This window comes from Shewanella sp. BJSY2023SW005 (assembly GCF_047314585.1).
GTDB classification, from domain to species: Bacteria; Pseudomonadota; Gammaproteobacteria; order Enterobacterales; family Shewanellaceae; genus Shewanella; species Shewanella algae.
In genome coordinates this window covers 334,320-357,716 of sequence record NZ_JBKORJ010000020.1, presented here as the reverse complement: position 1 = coordinate 357,716, position 23,397 = coordinate 334,320, and the positions used below count along the sequence as shown (strand labels likewise).

Here is a 23,397-nt window from a genome sequence, read left to right as displayed (position 1 = left end):
TTTTGCATTGCAATCAACAACCAATAAGAAGATTTATAATGAAAACCAACCCACTATTGATGGCGCTGCTCGCCGCAGGTCTGGCTCTGCCGGCGCTGGCTGCCGATAAGGCACCTTTTACTGTCCAGGATCTGGTCAAGCTCAACAAACTCCATTCTGCCGCTGTATCCAATGACGGCACCAAGCTTATCTACGGCCTGAAGAAGGTCACCGACGATGGCAGCAGCTCAGATCTCTATCTTTTGGATCTCAGTGACAAGAACGCGGCGCCCAAACAGCTGACTTCTGCACCGGGTACCGAGCACGATGTGGCCTTCAGCAGCGACGACAAGCAAGTCTATTTTATTGCCGCCCGTGATGGCAGCAGCCAACTGTATCGCTTGCCGCTGGATGGTGGTGAAGCCCAGGCCGTATCTGATTTGCCTCTGGGGATCGACGGCTACAAATTATCGGCCGATGGCAAGCAGGTGGTGATGAGCATTCGTGTTTTTCCCGAGTGCGACACCCTGGAATGTTCAAAAGCCAAGTTTGATAAAGAAGCCGAGCGCAAGAGTACAGGTCGTGAATACGATCAGTTGATGGTGCGTCACTGGGACACCTGGTCTGACCATGCCCGTAATCACCTGTTTGTGGCGCAGCTTGAAAACGGCAAGCTGGGTAAGCCGGTGGATGTGACCAAGGGCCTGGATACCGAAACCCCACCCAAGCCATTTTCCGGCATGGAAGAGGTGACATTCAGCCCGGATGGCAAATATATTGTCTACAGTGCCAAGGCACCGAGTAAAGATCAGGCCTGGACCACCAACTACGATCTCTGGCAGGTGCCGGTCACAGGTGGCAAGGCCAAGAATCTCACCGAAGATAACCAGGCCTGGGATGCTCAGCCGGTGTTTTCCGCCGATGGCCGCTATCTGGCCTATCTGGCGATGAAAAAGCCCGGATTCGAGGCCGACAGATACCGCATCATGCTCAAAGACACAGTCACGGGTCAGAGCAAGGAAGTGGCGCCCATGTGGGACAGAAGCCCGGCCTCGCTGAGCTTTGGTAAAGATAACAACACCCTGTATGTGACCGCTCAGGATCTGGGGCAGGTGTCTGTATTTGCCATCAACACCCAGTTTGGTGATGTGCGCGCCATCTACAACGATGGCAGCAACAGCCTGGTGGGTCTGGCGGGCGATCGTTTGATCATCAATCATAAGTCTTTGGTGGAACCGGGCGATCTCTACTCCATCAACATGGAAGGGCAAAACCTGACCCGTTTGACTGAAGTCAACAAGGCCAAGCTGGACAAGGTCAAGTTCGGTGAGTTCGAACAGTTCAGCTTCAAGGGCTGGAACAACGAAGAGGTTTATGGTTACTGGCTCAAGCCGGCCAACTTCAAGAAAGGCAAGCAGTATCCGGTGGCCTTCCTGGTACATGGCGGCCCACAAGGTTCATTCGGCAACAGTTTCAGCTTCCGCTGGAATCCACAGCTGTGGGCCGGTGCCGGATATGCGGTGGTGATGGTGGATTTCCACGGCTCTACCGGCTATGGTCAGGCTTTTACCGATTCCATCAGCCTGGACTGGGGCGGTAAGCCTTTGGAAGATTTGCAAAAAGGTCTGGCTGCGGTTGCCAAACAGCAGAAGTGGATCGATGCCGATAACGCCTGTGCTCTCGGTGGCTCCTACGGCGGTTACATGATGAACTGGATCCAGGGCAACTGGAATGACGGTTTCAAATGCCTGGTTAACCACGCCGGCTTGTTTGATATGCGCTCCATGTATCATGTGACCGAGGAACTCTGGTTCCCTGAGCATGAGTTTGGCGGCAGCTATGAGCAGGCCAAGGATCTTTATGAGAAGTTCAATCCGGCTAACTATGTGGAAAACTGGAGGACTCCTATGCTGGTGATCCACGGCGAGAAAGACTTCCGGGTACCTTACGGTCAGGGTTTGGCGGCGTTCAGCTATATGCAGCGCAACAATATCCCTTCGGAGTTGCTGATCTATCCGGACGAGAACCACTGGATCCTCAACCCCAATAACCTTGAGCAGTGGTACGCCAAGGTACTGGGCTGGATGGACCGCTGGACCAAATAAAGGCGGCGAGAGCGTTTAGTCAACAAAACCGGCCTGATGGCCGGTTTTTTCATGGCTTGAATAAAGGTGTTTTGCAGCCGAAGAGTCCCACTCGTAAATGGGCTGGCGGTAGGCGTTTTTTGTGGTCGCTGTCTTGCTAATTCTACCTTTGGCGCATTGTATTGCGGTGACATCTGGGTTAGATTGAAACAAGTGTTTAAATCTAACGTTTAAAGAGTCTGCTGATGAATCCCTACCAAGCTCCGTTAACCGATATGCGCTTTTTGCTTGAGCACGTCTTTGATGCCGAACAAACCTGGTCTTCATTGCCTGCGATGGCCGATGCGGTCGATCTCGATACTGCCGCTGCCATCCTCGAAGAAGGCGCCAAACTGTGTCGCGACCTTATCCATCCTATAAACCGCAATGGTGATGAACAAGGAGTAAGTTTCGAGGCTGCCAAGGTGATCACACCCGATGGCTATAAAGAGGCCTATGCCGAGTTTGCCGCCGGTGGTTGGGTAGGGCTGTGCGGCGATCCTGAGCTGGGGGGAATGGGGATGCCGAAAATGCTCGGTGTCATGGTCGATGAAATGGGTTACAGCGCCTGTAACGCCTTTACACTTTACAGCGCACTGACCGCAGGTGCTGCACTGTGTATTCATGCCCACGGCAGTGAGGAGCTCAAGGCCAAATATTTGCCTAAACTCTACTCAGGCGAATGGGCCGGCGCCATGGATATGACAGAGCCACAGGCAGGTTCGGATCTGCGTAATATCCGCACTCGCGCCGAACCGACCGACAGCGGCAGTTTCCTTATCAGTGGTTCAAAAATTTTCATCACAGGTGGCGATCAGGACTTGACCGAGAACCTGGTGCATCTGGTGCTGGCCAAAATCAGCGGTAGCAAAGGCATCTCGCTGTTCCTGGTACCTAAGTTCAAGGTGGCCGATGACGGCAGTTTGGGCGAAGCCAACGGTGTAACCGTCGGTGCCATAGAGCACAAGATGGGCCTCAAGGGCTCGGCGACTTGTGTGATGAATTTTGATGATGCCGAGGGTTACCTTATCGGCGAGCCCAACCGTGGCCTGGTGTGCATGTTCACCATGATGAACTATGAACGCCTGTCCATAGGTATTCAGGGTCTTGGCAGTGCTCAGGGCGCTTATCAAATGGCGGCCGACTATGCCAAAGAGCGCCTCCAGGGCGTAGCTGCCGGCGGCTCACCAACCGGCAGCGATTCCGATCCTATTTTGGTACACGGCGACGTGCGGCGCATGTTGCTGAATATTCGCGCCATGACAGAAGCGGGTAGGGCCTTGGCCATGCTCACAGGTAAACAGCTGGATCTGGCCAAGTTTGCCGAAGATGAAGCGGTTAAAGCCAAAGCCAGTCGTTACGTGGGCCTCCTGACTCCTGTCGCCAAGGCGTTCCTGACCGATCGCGGTCTGGATGCCACCATAATGGCGCAGCAGGTATTCGGTGGTCACGGCTATATTCGTGAGACAGGCATAGAACAGTTGGTGCGTGATACCCGTATCGCCCAGATTTATGAGGGCACCAATGGTATTCAGGCCATCGACTTTTTGGGACGTAAGCTCACAGGTGACCGCTTGGCGACCCTGAATGAGTTTATCGCCGATATCAAGGCCGATATGGCGAGCTTCGAACAAGTATCAAATGAGCAGAAACAGCGCGTTGAAAGCCTTTTCGACAAGTTTGCCAGCGCGATTGCCGCCATTAACGAGCAAAAAGGCGATAAGCCTGCGCTCATTAACGCCTTGGCGGTTGAAGCCTTGGATGCCTTTGGTTACATACTCTACGGTTACCTGTGGCTGTTGATGGCAGATAAGGCACTTGCTGCAACCGATACGCTCGAGCCGGGCTTTGCCGAGGTCAAGAGCCAACTGAAGGAGTTCTACTTTGCCAAGTTGTTGGCCAAAGCCGATTTCCACCTGAGTCAGCTGGCCGATGGTGATGACAGTGTGATGGCCCTTGCGCCCGAGCTGTTCTGAGAACGCAGAAGTATTCAAGCTAAATTGAAAGAGCCGCGATAAGCGGCTCTTTTCTTATGGCTTTATTGCTGTTTTATGGAGGTAAGAGCTTTGAAGGTGCCTCACTAACGGGCGCTGACATTAAGCTCTGTCTGCGCTTTGTCCTGCTGTGTTGGTTTGGGCTTGTCTTGCTCTTTTGCCGCCAGTTGGCTTTCTGCGCGGCTGTTTGCACGGTAATCTGTCAGCCCCTGCAGCAAAAGTGTGGCAAAGGGGGCGGCTTCAAGCTCCTTACTCTGGGGGCTCAAACCATTTTCCAGTATCACAAACAGGTATCTGGGCACTTGCTTGTCACTGTCATCGGTAACATAACCGGCCAGATTCACCACACCCTGCATACTGCCTGTCTTGGCCCAGACTCTTCCTTTGAGCGGTTTGTTGGCGTAGCGCTTGCGGTACTTCAAGGTGCCGCTGTGGCCGGAAACCGGCAGCTTGTGCATCAACCACTGGTAATCCGGGGTATCGGCAATCAATCGCAGCAACTGCGCCAGTTGTCTGGCATTGAGCAGGTTGTAGCGTGATAGCCCTGAGCCGTCTAGCAGTTGGGCTCTTTCCAACACTACGCCTTTTTCCGCCAGCACTTTCCTGATGGCCTTGGCACCGGCACTGAAACTGGCGCCATCACCATAATAGTGTTTACCCAACTGTTTAAGCAGGCTGTCGGCAATCAGGTTGTCAGATTCCAGCAGCATGGTTTCCAAAAGCTCGGGCAGGGCATCCGAGGCATGACTGGCCACCACCCTTGAGCTGGCCGGTAGCTGATTGGAGGTCAGTATCTTGCCTTTGATACTGAGTTTGCCCTTGATAATGCCGGCGACGCTGTCGATGGCATATTGGCCGGGGTCGTTGACCGCCAGCGCCAACGGCAATACCTGGGATCCCGGGAAACAGCCACTGAAATGAAAGTGGTTGCCGGGTAATCGGTCGAGTTGCAGTTCGCAAAAGTCCTGCTTGTGGCCCTTGTCGAAGATGGCGTTGGTGGTCAGTTTGACTGGCAGATAAACCGGCGCGGAAATTTTGGCTTTGTCCGAGGCGAGTGTGGGCTCGAGTTTGCCATGGACACAGTTTTGGTTGATCACATAGCTGGAGACGGGCGCCGCGTAGCAGATCCCCAAATCATCCCATACCCAACCGGGCGCTCGCAGCTGCTCATGGGTTTCTCCTATCAAGATAAGATTGCCCTGGACCTGGCTAATACCGGCTTCAGAGACACGCTTGAACAGCTCGGTCAGATCCCGGCGCGTTAAGGTAGGATCGCCACTGAACAGCAAATAGAGATCGCCTTTAAGCACGCCGCTTTTTGGCGAGCCGGTACTGAGAATACTAGTGTGATAGCGAAACTCTTCTCCCAGCAGCTCGGTGGCTGTTACCGCGGTCAGCAGTTTTTGGGTACTGGCCGGGATCATCAGGGTTTCACTGTTGTGGCTCAGCAGTTGCTCGCCGCTTTGCAAATCTTCTATCCAGACGGCAGTTTGCGATGAGGCCGGGGTAATCAGATTTAAAAGATCATCGAGAGAGGTATTATCGGCCTTCAAAGAGGAAGACAGCGCCATGGCGCTCAATAATAACAGTGGACGTGCCAAGCCCTGCAAGGACAGCTGTGGCATGGAAAAGCCTCCGGTTCCGTGAATGCTTTTGAGAGTATAACCTGCAGGGCCTTAGCTGTCGTCCTTGTCCATCAGCGAATAAAGTTTCAATGTGACTATCAACACCAGACCGATAAACAGTGGCAGTACCAAAGGGCCGAGATAGGTTTTGAAGTGAAACAGGGCCCAGGCCGCGAGCAGGGTACCAATAAGAGTGAACCAGAATTGTTTGTTCATTGTCGTCCAGTTTGAGTTCAGTAAGTGAGAGGCTCAAGGGCATATTAGTGTATAAGGCTAATGCGCTGATAACAGGGCTGCCATCACAAAAGCGTGATCTGGGTCGGCTTAAGAGTGCAAGCCGCATTATAGAGAGCGCTTTTTGGGTTAAATAGCGCCGAAATCGTGAACCAATAGCGACTGTTGGCGAGAAAAGGCTTGCCCGGGCCGGGACAAGTGGGTAATTTCTATTGCCTTATTCGCCCCGCAGCGGATCTTTGTCGATCTCGCCATACAGGGGAAGGACATTCTTGCCGGGAAACACAGGGAGCGAGTGGATTGCCGGAACATACAGTGACAGGAGGATACCTTGCTGGATAAGCTGGGTGGAATTGCCATAGCGCCGGATGCATTGCACTGGTTGCTGACCCCAAGTAACTTCAAACAGACCTTGATTGAGCGGATCCGTAGCGCCAAAGAGGCTATCTATATTGCGGCACTCTATCTGGAAGACGATGAGGCCGGACGCGAAATACTTGCCGAACTGCTGGCGGCCAAGGCAGCCAGACCCGAACTCGAAATCAAGGTGTTGGTGGATTTTCACCGTGCCCGTCGCGGCCTTATCGGCCACAAGGGTGATGGCGGCAACAACCTGATGTACCGTCAGGTGATGGCGCAAGCACAGCAGCGCTTCAACATTTATGGTGTGCCGGTGAAATCCCGCGAGTTTATGGGAGTACTGCACCTCAAGGGCTTTATTGTCGATGATGCCGTGATATACAGCGGCGCCAGCCTCAATAATATCTACCTGCAGCAGAAAGATAGATACCGTTTCGATCGCTACCATGTGCTGGAGTCGACCGAGCTGGCTGCCAGCATGCGAGAGATGATTGACAGTGCCATTTTGAGCGACAAAGCGGTCAGTTGCCTGAGCTGTCCGGAAGAAGAGGAAGTGCTGCCTGAAAAAATTGATGTCAGAAGCTTTAAACAGCGACTGTCGGCGGCAAGCTATCAGTTCAAGGGCGTTGAAGAGGGATTGCGGGTCACGCCGCTTTTGGGGCTCGGACGCAAGCGCAATCCGCTCAACAAGGCGGTACTCGCCATGGTGGAGGAGTCCAAGGAATCACTCTTTATTTGCACGCCCTATTTTAACCCGCCCTATGCTTTGGTGCGGGCGCTGGTTAAACACCTGCGCAACGGAAAGCGCCTGGATATTCTGGTGGGTGACAAGACGGCCAATGACTTTTATATCCCACCGGAACAGGATTTTTCCACCATAGGTGCCTTGCCGTATCTCTATGAGCAGTCGCTGCGCAAGTTTGTCAAACGCCAGCAGTGGGCGGTGGATCAGGGGCTACTCAATATCCATCTGTGGAAGCATGACAACAACAGCTATCACCTCAAAGGGGTGAGCATGGATGGTCGCAAACACCTGCTCACCGGCAGCAATCTCAATCCTCGGGCCTGGGCCCTGGATCTGGAAAATGGTTTGCTGCTGCATGATGACAAACAAGAGCTGGCCGAGTCTTTTGTCAAAGAGCAACAACATCTGCTGCTGCACAGCCAGCGTTTGTATCATTACAGCCAGATAGATACCTTGCAGAGTTACCCCAAGCCGGTAAAGAAAATCATGAACCGCATTCGCAGGCTCAAGGCCGACTTTCTGCTGCGGCGTATTCTCTGATAGCGCTTTCCCCAAGCGCTTGACCGAATGAGAGCATGATTGCAGAACTTCATCCCGTTATGGTTTAACCTTGGCTTATTCAGTCAAGGTTAAATCCAGCCAAGGTTAAACATAGCCAGAATGAGTGATATCGTCCGCTTATCCCGCATCAATTTCCGTCATCTTCTGGTGCTCAGGCAACTGCTGGAAGAGCAAAGCGTCACCCAGGCGGCCACGCGTCTGTGTTTGAGCCCTTCGGCGGTCAGCAAAATACTCTCCCAGCTCAGGGATTGCCTCGACGATGAGCTCTTCTACCGTCAGGGTAACCAGCTGTTGCCGACTGCCAAGGCCAAACGACTCGGGCCGGTTATCAGCGCCATGCTCAGAGAGATGGACAACCTGTTTACCGAAGAGGGCTTTCGCCCGGAAAGATTTCAAGGACGGATGAATTTGGCGCTGAGGGAAAGCAGCTTCGAACTGCTTGCGAGCGCTATCGCCAGCGTGCAGCAGCAGGCGCCGGAAATGACACTGGCGGTGCATGCCAAAGAGAGCACGGGTTTTCAGTCCCTGTGTGAAGGACGGGTGGACTTGCTGGTTCTGCCTCACGATTTGGGACAGCCGCCAACTGGTCGCAACGAACTGATTTGGGAGCGATTGGCAGAGGACGAGATGTGTTGTCTGATGCGAGCCGAGCACCCGCTGGCGGCAAAAGAGCTGACGCTGGATGCCTATCTGAGCTTCGCCCATGTGGGCATTTTGGATGCCGATCTGCAGCAACCCTTTTTCGAGCAATCATTGGCACAATTGAGCCGCAGGCGGAATCTGGCGATGGAAGTCGCCGACTTCGGCGCCGCCGCCAGTATCTGTCGTCACTCGGACTTGCTGTTTACCTGCTCGGCGCTGTGGGCTTCAATGGCGGCGCAGGCAAGCGGCATGGTGGTTAAGCCATTGCCCTTTGCCTATGGCAAGGTGGGCTATAGCATGGTGCATCATCAAAGTGGCAGTCGGGATCCGGCGCTGCAATGGCTAAAAGCGACCCTGCTCAGTGGCTTTAAGCAGTCCATCAGCCAAGGTTAACCGGTGGCAGACTGATATTGGCTATGCCGGCACGGCTGAGCGCCTTGGCCAGATCATTAATCTGCTGTTGGCTCGCCTTGGGCCAGCGCAAGGCCTCACCTTTGACACCATGATGATTGTAACCGTTTAGGCGTAGCCGCATCGGCTCACCCTTCAGCGCTTGCCGGCGTTGCAAGTCCAGCAAAAACGACGCCAGGGCGTCAAAGTGCTGCCAATAATCACTCTTTCCGGGTACTTCCAGTAGCCTGACTTCTGCCAGTTTCCCTGCTTCGGCTAGCAGTTGCAGGCTCTGCTTGACCTTGATGTTGCCACGGCCTGTCAGTCGTCGGTGAGCCGGCTCATCCCAGGCTTTCAGATCAACCATGGCGCCATCAAGCCAAGGGAGCAGACGTTGCCAACCACTTTCTCCCAGGCTGCCATTGGTATCCAAAAGGCAAGTCAGGTGTTTGAGCTCTGGGCTTTGTTTAATGGCCTTAAACAGGTTACTGACGAACTTCAGTTGCAAGCTGGCTTCTCCGCCACTCAAGGTGATACCGCGGATAAAAGCTTTCTGTCTTTTAATCAGCGCCAACGCTTTTCCGACTGACAGGCGTTGGGTTTTGGGCTGGCTGCTCGAAGGGCAAACATCGAGACAGGTGTCGCAGCCGATGCAGCTTGTACTATCCCAGGCAAGTCTGAGAAACGCCTTGCTATTGGGAGCTGCTTGAGTGTCAGCCGTAGTGGCTTTAAGGCTCAAGGCGCCTGCCGGGCAGTGCGCAATACACTCTCGGCAGGCGTCACACAGAGTGATGGTTTCCGGATTATGGCAACCCGGGCAGCGAAAATTGCAACCCTGAAGGAAAAACACCATGCGATTGCCCGGGCCATCTACGGTCGAGAAGGGCAGCACCCTGGCGACTTCGGCACTGGCAATCTCGGAGCCCATAGCCAATGCCGAAGCATCGGTATCGTCGCTACTTAACTCACGGCTATTCGACTCACACCCATTCAGCTTATAGCGATTAAGCTCAGAATGATTATACGGGTTGTCAAACCCTCCCGGGGCTGCACTCTTCATAGCTTACGCCCTTATACCGCGGACTTGCCGGCGGCATGGAACTCGGCGCTCACTACCCGCGGTGCCCTTTGGGTCACGGCCGTGGTTTCACTGGCCTCTGTGCCCAGGAAGGTGGTGTTGGTACGTGAGCCTTGTTGCCGGTAACTGGCGATCTGCGACTTTTTCACCATATAACCCGTGATGCGCACCAGATCGGTATCGGCGGTATTGGCGGTAAATTCACGAAAGCCGGCATCCAGCGCGCCGATACACAGCTCAAGCAGGGCTTCAGGATTGGCCTTGATGGTTTCATCCAGAGTCAGGATCTCGCTGATCCCGGAAGAATAGAAAGCGTGTTGAGGCGCCAGCGCTAACACATGAGTGACAGGATCCGGCTCGTGGCCATAGGCGATTCTGGCGCCCGGAGTGGTGCCTTTGTCGATGGAAAGCCCCCCCTGGGCATGAAGTAAGGCGCGGCCATTAAAGCCGAAACTGACTTGGGTCGTGGTCACTCTATCACTGAGCGCGCGGCTAATGGCTAAACCGAGCGCATTGGCCTGCTCACTGTGACCATATTCGCCCCTCATACCTGCCAACTGCTGCAGATGATTGACGGCTTCGGCCATGGCATAGACGCCGAACATGGGTGCAAAGCGGGATTCGTCAATGAGGCCTTCTTTTACCAGGAATGAGTCGAAGAAATGGGACCGGCGGTGTAAAAACTCACAGCGCAGCTCAATCAGTTCATACATCAGGTTGCAGTAATGGGGCAGGGTGCGCTCGAGCATTTCCTCCAGGGTACCGGCTTCTTCGGCGACGGCTTTGAGGTTAAGTCTGACCAGCGTATTGGCCCCGCCTCGGGTGGGGAGCGCGTTATAACAGCTGACAATGCCGAACGTTTGATTTGGCGCCTCACCGGGAGCACAGGCAAAGGTTTGGGCATGTATCGGCCAGTTGCCGATGTGAGGTTTACTGCAGGCAATGATATTGTCTGTCGCCAGTCGCAGCAGCGCTTTGGGGGTGCGCTTGGGGTCATACATAAAGGTTAGATTGGGAGCCACCTGCTTGAGCTCGGCATCAATGCGCAAAATAGTGCGGCAGACACGGTTGTCCTCTGGGCCTATGTTGGCATGCATAAAGGCGTCCGGCAGGGTGCGATCCAACTGGATCCAGAAGCGTTTCAGTTTCTGATACAAGGCGTCATCACTGACGTTCTGGCAGTAAGGCAACAATAAACTATCGAGATAGCCAAGAAACACAGGGATATTGGTGACTGACGGTACATGGTGATACAGCACCATCAGCTTCATCAGGGCATCATCCAGATCTTCGGCCGGTGTCAACTCCAGGTACTCGGAGCCTTGCTCTAGAAAACGTTGGTAATCGGGCAAAACATATCTGGGTTTGAACGGGGCATGACCCTCAAACATATCGCAGATAATGCCTTTATCCATGGCTTGGGTCAGTGCTTCACTGCGAGGCAGATAGGGAATACTGGCATCGGCGGCACCGGCCAGCGCCAGGGTCTTTTGCTTGGGGTCAAGCAAGGGATCGGTAATAAGACTGAGAAATTGATTGTCCATAGTGAGACTCCGCTAAAAGCAAGGCGCTAACCGGCGCAATGGCCGAATTGGCTTTCAAACACAATAATTGAAACGGCTTTTAACCTGAGTCTAAGTAGGGGCTTTATTTTCCGGAAGTGAAATGTGCTTGATGATACTTGTCGAAAATGGAAATCCGCTGCTTTGCATCAAGTATTGCATGGGCAATGGAGAAGCTGGGAGATATCGAGTGAACGCAGACGGATAAAAACGGGCTATGGTCGCTTGAGAAAGACCTCGGCCTTGGTAAGACAGAGTAACTGGCATAAAAAACGCCTGCACTCGGCAGGCGTTTGGCTTTGAACTCGGATTACTTGGCTGTCATCAAGGCAACGGCGTTGTCCAGCATACGGTTGCTGAAACCCCACTCGTTGTCGTACCAGGCCATGACTTTCACCAGACGTCCCTTGACGCGAGTCTGGGTGGCGTCGAAGTTGGACGAGAAGGCGTTGTGGTTGAAGTCGATGGAAACCAGAGGCTCCTTATTAACCGCCAGCACTTCGTTCATGGGTGAAGTCTTGGCAGCCGCTTCTATGATGGCGTTAACTTCTTCCACTGTGGTGTCGCGGGAAGCGATAAAGGACAGGTCAACCAGAGACACGTTGACAGTCGGGACCCGAACCGCCAGGCCGTCGAATTTGCCCTGAAGCTCAGGTACAACCAAACCAACAGCCGCCGCTGCACCTGTTTTGGTTGGGATCATCGACAGAGCCGCCGCACGGGCACGACGCATATCGCTGTGATACACATCAGACAGACGCTGGTCATTGGTGTAGGCGTGAATGGTGGTCATCAGGCCGGATTCAATGCCGATAGCATCGTTCAATGGCTTGGCCACAGGCGCCAGACAGTTAGTGGTACAGGAAGCATTGGAGATAACAGTCATCTCTTTGGTGATTTCCTGGTTGTTAACCCCGTAAACCACAGTGGCATCAACATTCTTGCCGGGAGCTGAGATGATAACCTTCTTGGCGCCGGCATCCAGGTGTGGTTGTACCGCTTCTTTGGAAGTGAAGATACCGGTACATTCGAAGACTACGTCTACCTGCAGCTCAGCCCATGGCAGCTTGGATGGATCGCGCTCCTGGAAGGTTGGGATCTTGTCGCCGTTGACATAAATAGCTTCGTCGTCGTGTTCTACTTTGGCGTTGAAGCGGCCGTGAACAGAGTCATACTTGGTCAGGTGAGCGTTGATGGAAGCGTCTCCGAGATCGTTGATGGCAACGATTTGAATTGGATAGTCTTTCTCGCTCTCGTATAGAGCACGCAGAACATTGCGTCCGATACGGCCATAACCGTTAATTGCTACGCGGATAGTCATCTCATATCCCTCTGGTGAATGTAAAAACAGTAATTAGTAGTAAAATTACAAAAATGACGCGGGTCGTCAAGTTAAATCACGCTGTAACTGGCTATTCCGTTAACAAATTAGGTGTTTTTATTACAGCGATCGCGAAACAATGCTTTTATTGTGCGACCGGCAGGCGTAAATTACAAACTGGCAAGTAATTTGCCGCCCGGAGAATACATCATCAGTTTTGTTTGGCCCCTTCGGTGCTTTTCTCGAGCTTGCTGTCGCTATCAATGGGTTTGCTATCAGCGGCTTGCTTTGTTACCGGCTCAGTCTCAGCTTGTTTCCCATCATCTTTCCCCTCATTGCCTTGCAGGCGTTTGGGCCAATCACTCTCAAGGTAATCACCGCCTTTCAGAGCGTCCGCCAGACTACTTGCCTGCTGATCCAAATGAGTACTCAACTGACTATTGTTGCCTATCATGGCTGTCAGTTGAACCTCATCGACCGGGTTGTCGGTCAAAAGCAGATTGGTTCTCGAGAGCAGATATGCCTGCTCCATATCCTGCAACTGCCTGGAAGCACTTGCCAGCCCCAACAACCAATCAGGGTCGAAGTTCTCTTTGGTGCTCTTTGCCAACACCTTAAGATAGAGTTGTTTCGCTTTGATGGCATCAAACTTGAGATAATAGCCCGCGAGTCCGGCAAGGATCTCGGGCGAATCTATCTGTTGTTGTTTCTCTGCCTCCAGTAATACCTTGAGTGCGGCATCGTCACCCAAATGTGCCCAGTGATAGAAGGCAATATAGATGTCATTGCTGCCCTTGGTAGAGGCTTGCAGCTCAGACAAGCTTTGCGCGCTCAAACCATAGGCTCTGGCTCTGTCATTGGTACGTTCAGGATTGAGAATATGCTGTACTCCGGCGGCAAGCCCCACACAGCGATTGTAGTTTTCCAGATTAACGAGCAAGCGATAGACTTGTTCGCCTGAGGGCTCCGGCGTGGTTTTGACCTGATAGCGCTGAATGATCAGGCTGGCCTTTTCCCGTCTGCACCAGCTGTCCTTATGCAGATCGTCACAAAGTTCAGGATTATTCTTACAAATAGTGGCGGGGTTACCGCCATTATCACAGCCACTAACCCCGGCTAAAAGGATAAATGATGTAATTATTACTAGATTACGCGTCAAAATACGCTCCAATTGACTAAATCTGTAATTTAATTAGAGATTTAGCGAAAATCTCCTACTAGCCTGACGCAGCAGTTTTCATTACAATAGCGCCGACCAAAAGGGGCAGGTTTAGCTGTCATAAATATGATTATTGGTCTTTTCTTTTTGTTACTCAAACCTTTCCCGACAATAAAGTGGAAAAGTGAGATAAAGGATCTGTAAATGAGCGCTGATAAACACCTACAAAGTTGGCAAGAACGCTTCGAACTGGCGGAGGCTATGCAGCCCCTGTTGGGCAAGTTGTATCGCAATCAGGGCGTAGAAGTGGTGGTTTATGGTAAACCCCTGCTGATCGCCTCCACCATCGATATTATCAAGGCCCATCGTCTGGTTCGTCGCCATGTGGGCGATAAGCTGCGCCTGCGTGAGAGCTTCCCCTTCGTAGAAGCCCTGAGCAAACTGGATGTCAAACAGTGCAAAGTGGATATAGGTAAACTGGCGGTTAAATACTGGCGTAACCACACCGACGGCAGCGAAATCGAAGCTTATATGAGCCGCGAGCTGGCCAGTGCCATTGAAAGCAAAGATGAAGTTGAGCCACGTAACGTTGTACTCTACGGTTTTGGCCGCATCGGTCGTCTGCTGGCCCGTTTGTTGATTGAAAAAACCGGCCGCAGCAACAAGCTGCGCCTGCGCGCTATCGTTCTGCGCGGTGGCCGTAAGGGCGATCTGGAAAAGCGTGCCAGCCTGCTGCGCCGTGATTCAGTACACGGACCTTTCAACGGCTCTGTCGAGGTGGATGAAGAGAACAACGCCATCATCGCCAACGGTACTTATATTCAGGTGATTTACGCCAACTCACCCGATGAAGTGGATTACACCAAGTACGGTATTACCGATGCCCTGGTGGTCGACAACACAGGCATCTGGAAAGATGAAGACGGTTTGGGTCTGCACCTCAAGAGCCCGGGGGCGTCCAAGGTTCTGCTGACAGCCCCTGCCAAGGGCAGCATCAAGAACATAGTCTATGGTGTTAACGACAGCGATATTCTGCCGGAAGATGTTATTGTTTCTGCCGCCAGCTGTACCACCAACGCCATTACGCCTGTACTGAAGGCCGTTAATGACAAGTACGGTATCGAAAATGGTCACGTGGAAACTATCCACTCTTATACCAATGACCAGAACCTGATCGACAACTACCACAAAGCAGACCGTCGCGGTCGCAGTGCACCGCTGAACATGGTGATCACTGAAACCGGCGCCGCCAAAGCGGTTGCCAAGGCGTTGCCGGTACTTTCCGGTAAGCTGACAGGTAATGCGATTCGGGTGCCAACTCCGAACGTGTCCATGGCCATCATCAGCCTGAACCTGAACGCCGAAACCAGCAAAGAAGATATGAACGCTTATCTGCGTGATATCGCGCTGCACTCTGAGCTGCAGAACCAGGTAGACTTCACCGAGTCTACTGAAATTGTGTCCTGTGACCTGGTGGGCTCACGCTACGCCGGTGTGGTTGATTCTCAAGCCACTATCGCCGACGGCAAGCGCGCCATCCTCTACGTGTGGTACGACAACGAGTTTGGTTACAGCTGTCAGGTGGTTGGCGTGATGCAGAAGATGCTGGGGCTTAACTACCTGTCTCTGCCTTTGTCTGAAGAGTAATTTCGACTCTTGCTATCAAGGCCCGGTCTGAGTATCGGGCCTTGTTGTATTCAAGTCTTGTGTAGCTAAGGAAGGTGCGAACAAGTCCCATGCGTGCTCTGCGTCAGCTTACGGGCATGGATGCAAGGCGTGGTTCGCAGCAAATGGCCTTAGTCCTTTGTAAGATTCCCGAAGCCTCAATACGCTCATTTTACTGGAATACTTATCAAATATTTTGATAAGGGCCTTGATAAGGGGGTTTTACAACGGCTTTTGTGATGGTATTCGGTGGGAGAGGGCGCTGACAAGCTACTGAATCGGATTGTATTTTAATCATGATAATGAAAATTTGACCCGCTTTGAGCAAATTGCCAGCATCCGAGTGATTTTGGCATAAAAATGCCAATTTGCCGATTGACTCCCTGCCTCAAATCGGTAGAATGCCAATCCGCAGTCAGGGGATAACACTCTGGCTTCCGCTTCAATAGCGGAACAGGTATGCGACATTAGCTCAGTTGATAAAACAGAAGGTTGGTACCTTTGTTGATTGTCAACTCGGAAGATGAAGCAAACAAGTGATGCGACATTAGCTCAGTTGGTAGAGCGGTACCTTGCCAAGGTACAGGTCATCGGTTCGAACCCGATATGTCGCTCCAATCCCAGCCTTATGGCTCGGGGCGCGATGGCAGAATGGCTATGCTGCGGATTGCAAATCCGTCGATCTCGGTTCGACTCCGGGTCGCGCCTCCACTCTTTCAGTGACAATGAGTAATATCTCCTTGTTACACAGTTTGCCCGAGTGGTGGAATCGGTAGACACAAGGGATTTAAAATCCCTCGCTGGTAACAGCGTGACGGTTCAAGTCCGTCCTCGGGTACCAATTCAATCAACAGGTTACAAAAAGTTTCCTGTTTGAAATAATCATCTTCAGAACAATTTCAGAAGATGATTTCAGAAGAAAAGCGCTACTTCTTGGCGCTATCTACTGCATAAACTTGCTTAATCTTACGGTCATAGATGGCCGTTTGATTGGCATTTTTGTGCCCTGATATCGCTTGCTTTTCCTGCAGCGTCCCGTCTATATCAGATATGCCCTTGGCCTTCAGATCATGAAATGTAAAGTCCAAAGGTAACCCGGTTAATTCCCTTGTCTTGCGCCGGTCTTCTGACCATCGAGAATTAAATCCGTCTCGAGTCCACTTGCCGCCATCGGGTTTGCATACCACAAACGTCGAGGCAACTCCCGGCGCCGAAAGGGTTTTAGACAACTCTATCGCTGCACGAAGGCGAGGGGACCATAACTTGATTTGTTCCGCGCCAGTTTTGCCCTGGGCGATGAATATCCCTTCTTCAAGTATCTGTGATGTACGCATGGCAAGAACATCCCCTTGTCTGGCGCAGCACAGATACGCCAACTCCATGGCCACTTTCACCGGAGCTGATGAATTCTTGTATAGCTCATTATACTCCATGTCGGTTATATACCGCTTCCGAGCTTCTTCTTTGAACTTTCTCACTCCCTTGCAGGGGTTACCCTTGCACAGGCCTCGCTCATAGCCAAAGCGATAGCAGCGACTGAAGAACGCGTGCTCTCTGTTTGCTTGGATCCGGCTTTTGATGCCTCGTTTGTCCATGTAGATCCTGATGTGCTGGGGCTCCACCTTGTCAACGTGCATACTGCCGAAAACAGCCAGGATGTTTTTGGAGTATTTGCGATAGTCCTTCTGTGTTTCCTTGCTCAGCTCAATAAAGTCGGCACTTGCAAAAAATCTCGATACCAGGCCAGAAACAGTGGCCGCATTCTCGGCTTCGCTGCTTACGGCCTCATATTGGCGCCATACTTCTGACATAGGAGAATCAAGCGAACAGAGACGGACAGTGCCGCCGCCTTTCGGTTTCCATTCAAAGGCACTGCGCCCGCGGTATACCCTAAGCGGTAGCGAACTGTCAGCTTTGTTTTTGCGTTTGCCTACCATGGCACACCTCACTTTCTATCTAACGCACTAAAGTCCGGGCCGTCGTTAATTGGCTGGCGCATCATGTGCGCATTGTTGTACTGATACCAAGTAAGTTTAGGACGCCCATTGGCATCCACCAGGTGGGGAATGCCGTTCCGGCACAGGATAGCAATTTGCTTAGCTGGTTGTTTGGCGCCTGTCACTTCTGCAATGTCGTCCTGAGTCATCAGCGCGCGCATTGAGTCGATTTCTGGTAGTACCGTTGCTGTTTGCATTCTGATTACCTCAAAAAGAAACCCGCCGTGGCGGGTTAGATGGTTTTCAGTGAATGATCCGGAAATTCCGGATAGTTGGATGGTACCGACATCTGTGTCGGTACCAAATTAAGGTCTATTGAAGAAGTGGCTTATCCAGCTTATCGAGACTGAACTCACCGCCTTTCTTTGTCATGCCCCTGGCATAGCGCAGGATACCGGCAGGGTTTGCCTTTACGCGCCGTGGGCATGTGTTAATTGGCCATTCGCCATCCGGAGCGCTTTTCCAGTCGTCAAACGAATCGACTACGTATGACTTGATGATTGACCATGCATCCAAGTCAGACCATTCGCGCTCGTAGTAACCAGTCATTCCGCCGTAGCCAACAGTTCCCGTAAGCTGAACGAAGTAGCCGTATCTATTTGGTTTTCTGCCCCAGAGCTCAAGGTGCTTGCGCTCTACTTTGACACTGGTTTCAAAACCGTATCCTTCACGCTCCCCAATAACGCAACGATTGCCATAACCGCCAACACCAAGAGCCTGAATCAACACGTCAGCTTTCTTGGTGAGTTTCTTTAGAATTCGTGGATTCATTGATCACCGCCTTGCTTTTTTGCCTGTTCTTCCAGAACAGTTAAGCATTTCGGACTGCATGCACCTTTCCCCATCCACAGGATGTTTGATGGTCTGCCGCAGGCACACTCTGGAAATGGCTCATATTGGTAGGCATCAAACCATGCTTGCGCATCCTTCCCCCACAGAGCGTTTTCATCCGGTATATGGCCAGGGCCAAAGAGTCCATTCTGGATCCAGTTCATAGCCGCTTCAGCGCCTTTACCGTGGCGCCACTCAATCCAGGCCGCTTGGTTAGCAACAACCTGATCGTGCATTATCTTGTTTGAAAGCCTGACAGCGGCCTTCAGTGACTCGATTTCTCGGCGAGCTTCTGCGAGTTGTTGGCTCATATCCATGGCGTACTCCTTAGCTTTTCGCCTCGTTGCTTCGGTTAATATCGAACATCAGCTTGTTGACAAAACTCCTGAGGTCATCGGTATTGATCTTTGGCTGGCCGCTTAGCGCCTCCAGTTTTGTTGGCGCCTCTCGAATAGCCGTTACCGCGTAGTCGTGCTGTGCCTTCAATAGCTTCAGCTCGCTTTCGAGTTGTGATATTCGACGGGAAGCTTGCTCAAAAAGCGCCTGCATCAAGTGGAGCTCGCCTGCACCCTTGTTCAATGCCTGAATGATAGTTTTGCTGTCTGGTTCCATGACTTGGCTCCAAAATGGTTGAGAAATTTGGCGTCGAGTGTCGCAATGCACTCGTTGAGGTTTTGCTGAAAGTGGGGAAGTGGCACGCACCGCATACGGCCGTTGTCATTGTCGAATCCAACCGGAACGCCAATTGAACGCCAGTATTCACATGCTGTTTCTACCGCCTGACGCGCCCGGCAAGACTCGATATAGAAACTGAAGTGGTCAATCTTTAGCTCCCCCTGGCGCCCAAGCTCGCGCAGCCTGTGCAGCAATTGCTGTTTGCTTATCTTTGTTGTTACACAGTGGCGCGCCGTGGTTGATGTTGTCATAGCTGAGACAATCCAGCTGTTGTCCTGCTGGTTGATCAGCCCGTATCTGTCACCGACATAACGATGCAGCACGCCTTGCGCCGTCCTTCGTAATTGGTTGGCAAATATGCACTGCAACAGTTCTTCATCTGTGATTTTCATGCAAACACTCCTGTGGCAAATCCAATGTAAAGCAACAGGCCACCGACAACGGACACAAGCGCCCCGGTGACGCACCAGGTAAACCGGGAATCTTCTTCGTAGCTATCCATAGTTGTTACTGAAACAGCGGCAAGACGTAGCTGGCACCAAGAATGAGGAGGCCAAGAACAATTGATGCAATAATGCATGACAAGGCCCACAGTCCGCGGTCGGTTTCACGTTTGTCGAGGCGCATAGGGCCCTCCATGTATGGTTTGGTTTCAGGTGGTTTTATGAGAAAGAAAGTGATCAGCGCAGAGTTTGTCGAAATGCTCTGTGAAAGCTGCAAGCGGGGATACATGCGAGTACTCCCCGGTGCAAGAGTTATTCATTCAAACCCTAAAATGTGGCAGCACTCATGCTCAAATTGCAGCACAGAAGTGTTTTACACCGTTGCATACCCCTGCATTGAGTACAGAGGTGAGACATTCATGCTGGCCAAGCATGTCAGGTTTCAAACCGAGATAACGCCGGTTCAGATGAGGGATGAATAATTATGCCGCTCTGTTTCTTCTCAGGATCTCAAGCATCGTTTCACCATCCTGCCTGAGCTTTTCGCGGCTGATGTAGCCAATACGCTCACCTCGGTAGGATTTGTCGAAAATGCAGATAGCGGATGCGAACCCGGCGCCGGTGCTTTCCTGTTTCTTGTCGGCTGGGATAAACCACTCTGGTAACTCGAAGCCGATACGGCCACGGATGAATACCACGCTATCCGCTTCTTCAGGCCACCAGACTTCTGATGTGGCCGCCTTGATGACTCCAACCATTGCGGCTCCTTTGTCGCGTTCTGCCATCACTTTGTCGATGATGTTGCGCATGCCCGTAATCGCCTGGCCATCCTCATAGCTTGAGCGACTATAAGGTGGATTAAAGAAACCCTTGCCGCCTGCCAAGTCCTTGGTCCAGTCTTGAACCAGGGCATTATCCTTGGCTGTATAGAAGCGGCTGCACTTGGCGTTATCACCATCGCTGAACAGGTCAATAACGAAGGGGCCGAAGTTGGCAAACACGCCCCAGTAAAGCCAGTCTGGGGTGCGCCATTGGTCACCGACCTCTTTGAGTTTGTGGCATGGTTGCGCCTTCAGCTCAGCCAAGCGGCGGGCATAGTTGTTCATTCGGTAAATCCTTGTTGAAAGTTGTCAGTTAACTGACTTGAATTTATTTAACTGGAATAGGGTTAGTTTGTGGGACTGGAACGCGCAGAATCTTGCGCTCACTGAGGTGGCAGTAATCAATCTCTTTGATAGCCTCAACCGTTGCGGCTATTTCTTCTAACTTGCTCATGTCGCGTGACAGATTGCTTTTATCAAGTCCGAATCGTGCCGCTGCTCTCTCCTGTGGCAGCCCGTTGACGTATATTTCACGCAGTGCGCCAATGACGGCCTCAGAGCGGATCTTGGTGCGTGAAAGCAACAGCTCAAAGCGCTTTTCCGATTCTCCGCCAGGCAGCAGGTAGTTCATTTGGCGCGGTTTGGTCATGCTGCCTCCTTGCCTTCTTTTTCATACTTGCGACCGCAGAACGGGCAGTAATCGCAGAATACCGAAACACTATTTCTGGTAAGGCTCTTTGCATTGGCCCCGTCACGCTTTACTTTACGATAGCTGTAATTAATTCTCGGGTTTACAGATGGATAGTCTCCGGAACTTAGGATAATTGCTGAGTTTTCCCAGTTGGCTTCAAACTCAGTTGCATCTTCTGGAATTTTATCTTTTAAATGACTCTTTACTTTTTCAAGTAAGTCTTGAAAACAATTGCACTGTTTTTTCTGGTCGCTCATGCGGCCTCCTTGGCTTTGACTATGGCATCGATACGCGCTTGCGATTCAGCCATAGCCTCGGTGGCAACTTCGGCTTCTTCTGCATTTGAAGCGTTTGACAGCTTGGAACTGGCGACTGCTAAATCAGAAGCGGCTTTTGCCAGCTCATTAAACTTGCTATCGAGCTCTAGATAATCGCTGTACATTACCAGCGCACCTTTTGGGTCAACCTTGCAAGTCTTGGGTGCTTTTATACGGATCATGCTGTCTCCTTAGCCGATGCGTGTTCTAAGCGATCTGCCTCGTAGGCTTCCCATGCTTTGATATCACCGCGTGCGATATGCCAGGTTATTTCACCGTTACCGTCTTGGTCTCTGGCACTCCCTCCATACTTTGCACCTGGGAATGTGAATTCCGCTACCATGGTTATCCGCGGCCAGCCGCCTTGAAAGTCAGTAAAGGTTAGGTCTGGCCTTTTGGTTTTTACTGACTCCTTGAATGCCTGGAAGGCTGATTCTCTATCGGCCTTCTCTTTGTCATGGCCATCCTTGCAGCTTTGATTGCAATAAACGGCTTGCCCGACGACCACGACCTTATCTAGTGGTGTGTTTTCATCTTCGTCGCGCCCGTCGTCATCCATCACTTGGTGCCCGCAGTGGCTGCACTCAAACCACCATCCGGCCTCGAGTAGAACCATTGGAGGCACTTTCCCCAGCTCTGCAAATTGGTCGAATTTAGGAGCCCTGGCGCACTCGACATCCTCAAACTCCTCCCCCAGTTCGCCAGCCCCCTCTCGTCGAGCGGCTAGGCCGTGGTGGTGAAAGACGATGCAGCTATGACCTTCATATTCCCAAACCTGCCAAGCTACGTTTTTCTTGCTCATGCTGCCTCCTTGGTAGCTAACCCTTTTAGAAATGCGTTCACCAGCTGCTGGCGCGTGCGTGTTCTGCCGTCGATTGCTACAACCTGAACAGTGCGTCGAGGCAGGGGAGTTACATTGCAGCGATAGCGCTTGCCGGTACGGATGTTATAGAGCTTTCCGGCAGCCAGCTCGGCGCTGATGCCGAGCTCTTTGCCAAGCATGGCGGCGGTGTATTGTTTGCCTGACTTGAGCATGTGCTCTGCGGCCGCCATTGTGGAGATCATGCAACCTCCACAATGACACCGTTGGTTGTCAACACCTTGAACTCGATTACCCATACCCAAGGATTAGATGACCAAGATTCATCGCCATAAATTGATGACCAGAGATATGCAAAAGATTTTTCAAATGATGGGCTGCCACCACTGTCTGGATCGTTAAAAGAAGGAATCCAATATGGATCTTCATCGGCTAAAACACCTTCAGCAATTGCATCTTGCTCACTGATATCCTGTAAGCGCTCGACGCGAAAACCTGTGATCTCTATTGTGGCGGTGCGCTCGCCGTCAGTAGCAAGCAACTGGTCACCAATGGCACCGTAAAGCTTACCAACAGGCACCACGCCTTCTTCAGGATATTCGGTGCAGTAAACAAGCCATTCAGGGCCCCAAACAGTCCCGTCGTCACTTTCCCATTCCCCATGTCTGAGCCCGACAAAATCAAAACTGGCGTTTTCTTCATCGCTACCGCCCATAAATTCGATGAACGAAACAATCTTTGGCTTAACAAGTAAGCGAGCTTGTGACTTGCGGCCGGCAATGATGGCATCCATCATTTCGGTGTTGAAGTTAATAGGGATGACTTTCATGCTCGCTCTCCTGAGTCGATAATTGGCAGTTTAGCCGCGGCTTCACGTACTGCAGTTCTGGATTCTTTGCCGTAGCCCCAAATGTCACCGTGTTCAGGATTAATGCGGATAGGCGCAATCCAAGCTATTGGCAACTTATTGCCCTTGGTGATGTAGTCGCGCATGGCGCAAACCAAATCCCTCAGCGTTCCGCCGTGACTAAAGCCGCTCCAGTCGCCTTTGTAGTGGGTGTAAATCCGGCGACGGGTATAATCGTCCACAAACCAAACCTTGCCTTTCGCATCAAGCTCAAGGCTTGCGATCACCCCTTTGCGCTCGAAGAATTTGCGACCATGGCCAGCAATCACTTTTATCAGTGCGTTGGCGTGTTCAACACGCTCGGTAATCACAGGATCCGGCAAATCGTAAAAGCTATCGCAGCTGCAACGTGGGCAAATGTAGGTAACCATTCCACCGTTTTTACGTTTTGATGCTGTTGAAAAATAGCCAGTCCAGCGGCACGCGCGGCGGCTACATTCGATACGTTGACTCATAC

The 23,397-nt window shown here is 52.0% G+C and carries 25 protein-coding genes and 3 tRNA genes; 8 read left to right on the top strand and 20 right to left on the bottom strand.

Going from position 1 to position 23,397, the window contains the following annotated elements; translation table 11 throughout:
• Positions 1–38 precede the first annotated feature (38 nt).
• Positions 39–2,084 carry a prolyl oligopeptidase family serine peptidase gene (locus tag ACMHXI_RS05985; protein WP_413734345.1) on the top strand — a complete coding sequence of 682 codons (2,046 nt, stop codon included), beginning with the start codon at positions 39–41 and terminating at the stop codon, positions 2,082–2,084.
• Between the two features lie 224 nt (positions 2,085–2,308).
• Positions 2,309–4,078, top strand: coding sequence for an acyl-CoA dehydrogenase family protein (locus ACMHXI_RS05980; RefSeq protein WP_345887346.1), 1,770 nt, complete (start codon positions 2,309–2,311; stop codon positions 4,076–4,078).
• Positions 4,079–4,182: 104 nt separating this feature from the next.
• On the opposite strand, the gene dacB is transcribed toward ACMHXI_RS05980, so the two are convergent.
• Positions 4,183–5,721 (bottom strand): D-alanyl-D-alanine carboxypeptidase/D-alanyl-D-alanine-endopeptidase, encoded by a 1,539-nt coding sequence (gene dacB, locus ACMHXI_RS05975; RefSeq protein ID WP_413734343.1) that lies wholly within the window; start codon positions 5,719–5,721, stop codon positions 4,183–4,185.
• Between the two features lie 51 nt (positions 5,722–5,772).
• Entirely contained in the window at positions 5,773–5,937 is a 165-nt protein-coding gene (locus ACMHXI_RS05970; RefSeq protein WP_093982798.1) for a hypothetical protein, read from the bottom strand.
• A gap of 349 nt (positions 5,938–6,286) precedes the next feature.
• Here ACMHXI_RS05970 and pssA point away from each other — a divergent pair, with 349 nt between their 5' ends.
• On the top strand, positions 6,287–7,600 hold the full coding sequence (pssA, locus tag ACMHXI_RS05965; RefSeq protein ID WP_145838633.1) for a CDP-diacylglycerol--serine O-phosphatidyltransferase: 1,314 nt from the start codon (positions 6,287–6,289) through the stop codon (positions 7,598–7,600).
• 120 nt (positions 7,601–7,720) lie between these two features.
• The gene (locus ACMHXI_RS05960) at positions 7,721–8,656 is read left to right on the top strand and encodes a LysR family transcriptional regulator (RefSeq protein WP_335900830.1); all 936 of its coding nucleotides are present in this window, start codon (positions 7,721–7,723) and stop codon (positions 8,654–8,656) included.
• On the opposite strand, the gene ACMHXI_RS05955 is transcribed toward ACMHXI_RS05960, so the two are convergent.
• The 4 genes from ACMHXI_RS05955 to ACMHXI_RS05940 all read right to left on the bottom strand — a co-directional run bounded on the left by ACMHXI_RS05955 (position 8,643) and on the right by ACMHXI_RS05940 (position 13,773).
• Entirely contained in the window at positions 8,643–9,713 is a 1,071-nt protein-coding gene (locus tag ACMHXI_RS05955) for a YjjW family glycine radical enzyme activase (protein ID WP_413734340.1), read from the bottom strand. The two genes, ACMHXI_RS05960 and ACMHXI_RS05955, sit on opposite strands and share 14 nt — an antisense overlap.
• Before the next feature lie 11 nt (positions 9,714–9,724).
• Positions 9,725–11,275: a YjjI family glycine radical enzyme gene (locus ACMHXI_RS05950; protein WP_413734338.1), complete on the bottom strand. Its 1,551-nt coding sequence runs from the start codon at positions 11,273–11,275 to the stop codon at positions 9,725–9,727.
• A 328-nt stretch (positions 11,276–11,603) separates the two neighbouring features.
• Positions 11,604–12,614, bottom strand: coding sequence for a type I glyceraldehyde-3-phosphate dehydrogenase (gene gap, locus ACMHXI_RS05945; protein WP_025010313.1), 1,011 nt, complete (start codon positions 12,612–12,614; stop codon positions 11,604–11,606).
• A gap of 211 nt (positions 12,615–12,825) precedes the next feature.
• Entirely contained in the window at positions 12,826–13,773 is a 948-nt protein-coding gene (locus ACMHXI_RS05940) for a DUF2989 domain-containing protein (protein ID WP_107111636.1), read from the bottom strand.
• Between the two features lie 204 nt (positions 13,774–13,977).
• On the opposite strand from ACMHXI_RS05940, the gene ACMHXI_RS05935 reads away from it, so the two are divergent.
• From ACMHXI_RS05935 to ACMHXI_RS05920, 4 genes are all read left to right on the top strand, one after another.
• A complete protein-coding gene (locus ACMHXI_RS05935) occupies positions 13,978–15,420 on the top strand; it encodes a glyceraldehyde-3-phosphate dehydrogenase (protein WP_028779943.1) in 1,443 nt (480 codons plus the stop codon).
• Between the two features lie 559 nt (positions 15,421–15,979).
• Positions 15,980–16,055 (top strand) — tRNA-Gly (locus ACMHXI_RS05930).
• A 20-nt stretch (positions 16,056–16,075) separates the two neighbouring features.
• Positions 16,076–16,149 (top strand) — tRNA-Cys (locus ACMHXI_RS05925).
• A 43-nt stretch (positions 16,150–16,192) separates the two neighbouring features.
• A tRNA-Leu gene (locus ACMHXI_RS05920) sits at positions 16,193–16,279 on the top strand.
• Between the two features lie 85 nt (positions 16,280–16,364).
• Here the strand turns inward: ACMHXI_RS05920 and ACMHXI_RS05915 are convergent.
• The 14 genes from ACMHXI_RS05915 to ACMHXI_RS05850 form a co-directional block, all read right to left on the bottom strand.
• Positions 16,365–17,375, bottom strand: a complete 1,011-nt coding sequence (locus ACMHXI_RS05915; RefSeq protein ID WP_413734335.1) for a tyrosine-type recombinase/integrase — start codon at positions 17,373–17,375, stop codon at positions 16,365–16,367.
• Positions 17,376–17,383: 8 nt separating this feature from the next.
• Complete coding sequence (locus ACMHXI_RS05910; RefSeq protein WP_082052656.1) at positions 17,384–17,632, bottom strand: DUF4224 domain-containing protein; 249 nt, start codon at positions 17,630–17,632, stop codon at positions 17,384–17,386.
• 115 nt (positions 17,633–17,747) lie between these two features.
• Positions 17,748–18,206 carry a hypothetical protein gene (locus ACMHXI_RS05905; protein ID WP_413734333.1) on the bottom strand — a complete coding sequence of 153 codons (459 nt, stop codon included), beginning with the start codon at positions 18,204–18,206 and terminating at the stop codon, positions 17,748–17,750.
• Entirely contained in the window at positions 18,203–18,583 is a 381-nt protein-coding gene (locus ACMHXI_RS05900; protein ID WP_413734331.1) for a hypothetical protein, read from the bottom strand. Before ACMHXI_RS05900 ends, ACMHXI_RS05905 begins: the two co-directional genes overlap by 4 nt.
• 10 nt (positions 18,584–18,593) lie before the next feature.
• The gene (locus tag ACMHXI_RS05895; RefSeq protein WP_129978534.1) at positions 18,594–18,878 is read right to left on the bottom strand and encodes a hypothetical protein; all 285 of its coding nucleotides are present in this window, start codon (positions 18,876–18,878) and stop codon (positions 18,594–18,596) included.
• Positions 18,842–19,333 (bottom strand): hypothetical protein, encoded by a 492-nt coding sequence (locus ACMHXI_RS05890; protein ID WP_167715875.1) that lies wholly within the window; start codon positions 19,331–19,333, stop codon positions 18,842–18,844. The genes ACMHXI_RS05895 and ACMHXI_RS05890 overlap by 37 nt, the downstream gene beginning before the upstream one ends.
• 533 nt (positions 19,334–19,866) lie before the next feature.
• Positions 19,867–20,490, bottom strand: a complete 624-nt coding sequence (locus ACMHXI_RS05885; protein WP_413734328.1) for a phage N-6-adenine-methyltransferase — start codon at positions 20,488–20,490, stop codon at positions 19,867–19,869.
• Between the two features lie 43 nt (positions 20,491–20,533).
• Positions 20,534–20,854 (bottom strand): PapB/FocB family fimbrial expression transcriptional regulator, encoded by a 321-nt coding sequence (locus ACMHXI_RS05880; RefSeq protein ID WP_413734326.1) that lies wholly within the window; start codon positions 20,852–20,854, stop codon positions 20,534–20,536.
• Positions 20,851–21,153, bottom strand: coding sequence for a hypothetical protein (locus tag ACMHXI_RS05875; RefSeq protein ID WP_234518151.1), 303 nt, complete (start codon positions 21,151–21,153; stop codon positions 20,851–20,853). Before ACMHXI_RS05875 ends, ACMHXI_RS05880 begins: the two co-directional genes overlap by 4 nt.
• Positions 21,150–21,395 carry a hypothetical protein gene (locus ACMHXI_RS05870; protein ID WP_413734324.1) on the bottom strand — a complete coding sequence of 82 codons (246 nt, stop codon included), beginning with the start codon at positions 21,393–21,395 and terminating at the stop codon, positions 21,150–21,152. The genes ACMHXI_RS05875 and ACMHXI_RS05870 overlap by 4 nt, the downstream gene beginning before the upstream one ends.
• Positions 21,392–22,015 (bottom strand): hypothetical protein, encoded by a 624-nt coding sequence (locus ACMHXI_RS05865; protein ID WP_413734322.1) that lies wholly within the window; start codon positions 22,013–22,015, stop codon positions 21,392–21,394. The genes ACMHXI_RS05870 and ACMHXI_RS05865 overlap by 4 nt, the downstream gene beginning before the upstream one ends.
• A complete protein-coding gene (locus tag ACMHXI_RS05860; protein ID WP_243893894.1) occupies positions 22,012–22,278 on the bottom strand; it encodes a hypothetical protein in 267 nt (88 codons plus the stop codon). The genes ACMHXI_RS05865 and ACMHXI_RS05860 overlap by 4 nt, the downstream gene beginning before the upstream one ends.
• Complete coding sequence (locus ACMHXI_RS05855) at positions 22,275–22,862, bottom strand: hypothetical protein (RefSeq protein ID WP_345873027.1); 588 nt, start codon at positions 22,860–22,862, stop codon at positions 22,275–22,277. Before ACMHXI_RS05855 ends, ACMHXI_RS05860 begins: the two co-directional genes overlap by 4 nt.
• A complete protein-coding gene (locus tag ACMHXI_RS05850) occupies positions 22,859–23,395 on the bottom strand; it encodes a hypothetical protein (protein ID WP_413734319.1) in 537 nt (178 codons plus the stop codon). Before ACMHXI_RS05850 ends, ACMHXI_RS05855 begins: the two co-directional genes overlap by 4 nt.
• Positions 23,396–23,397 lie beyond the last annotated feature (2 nt).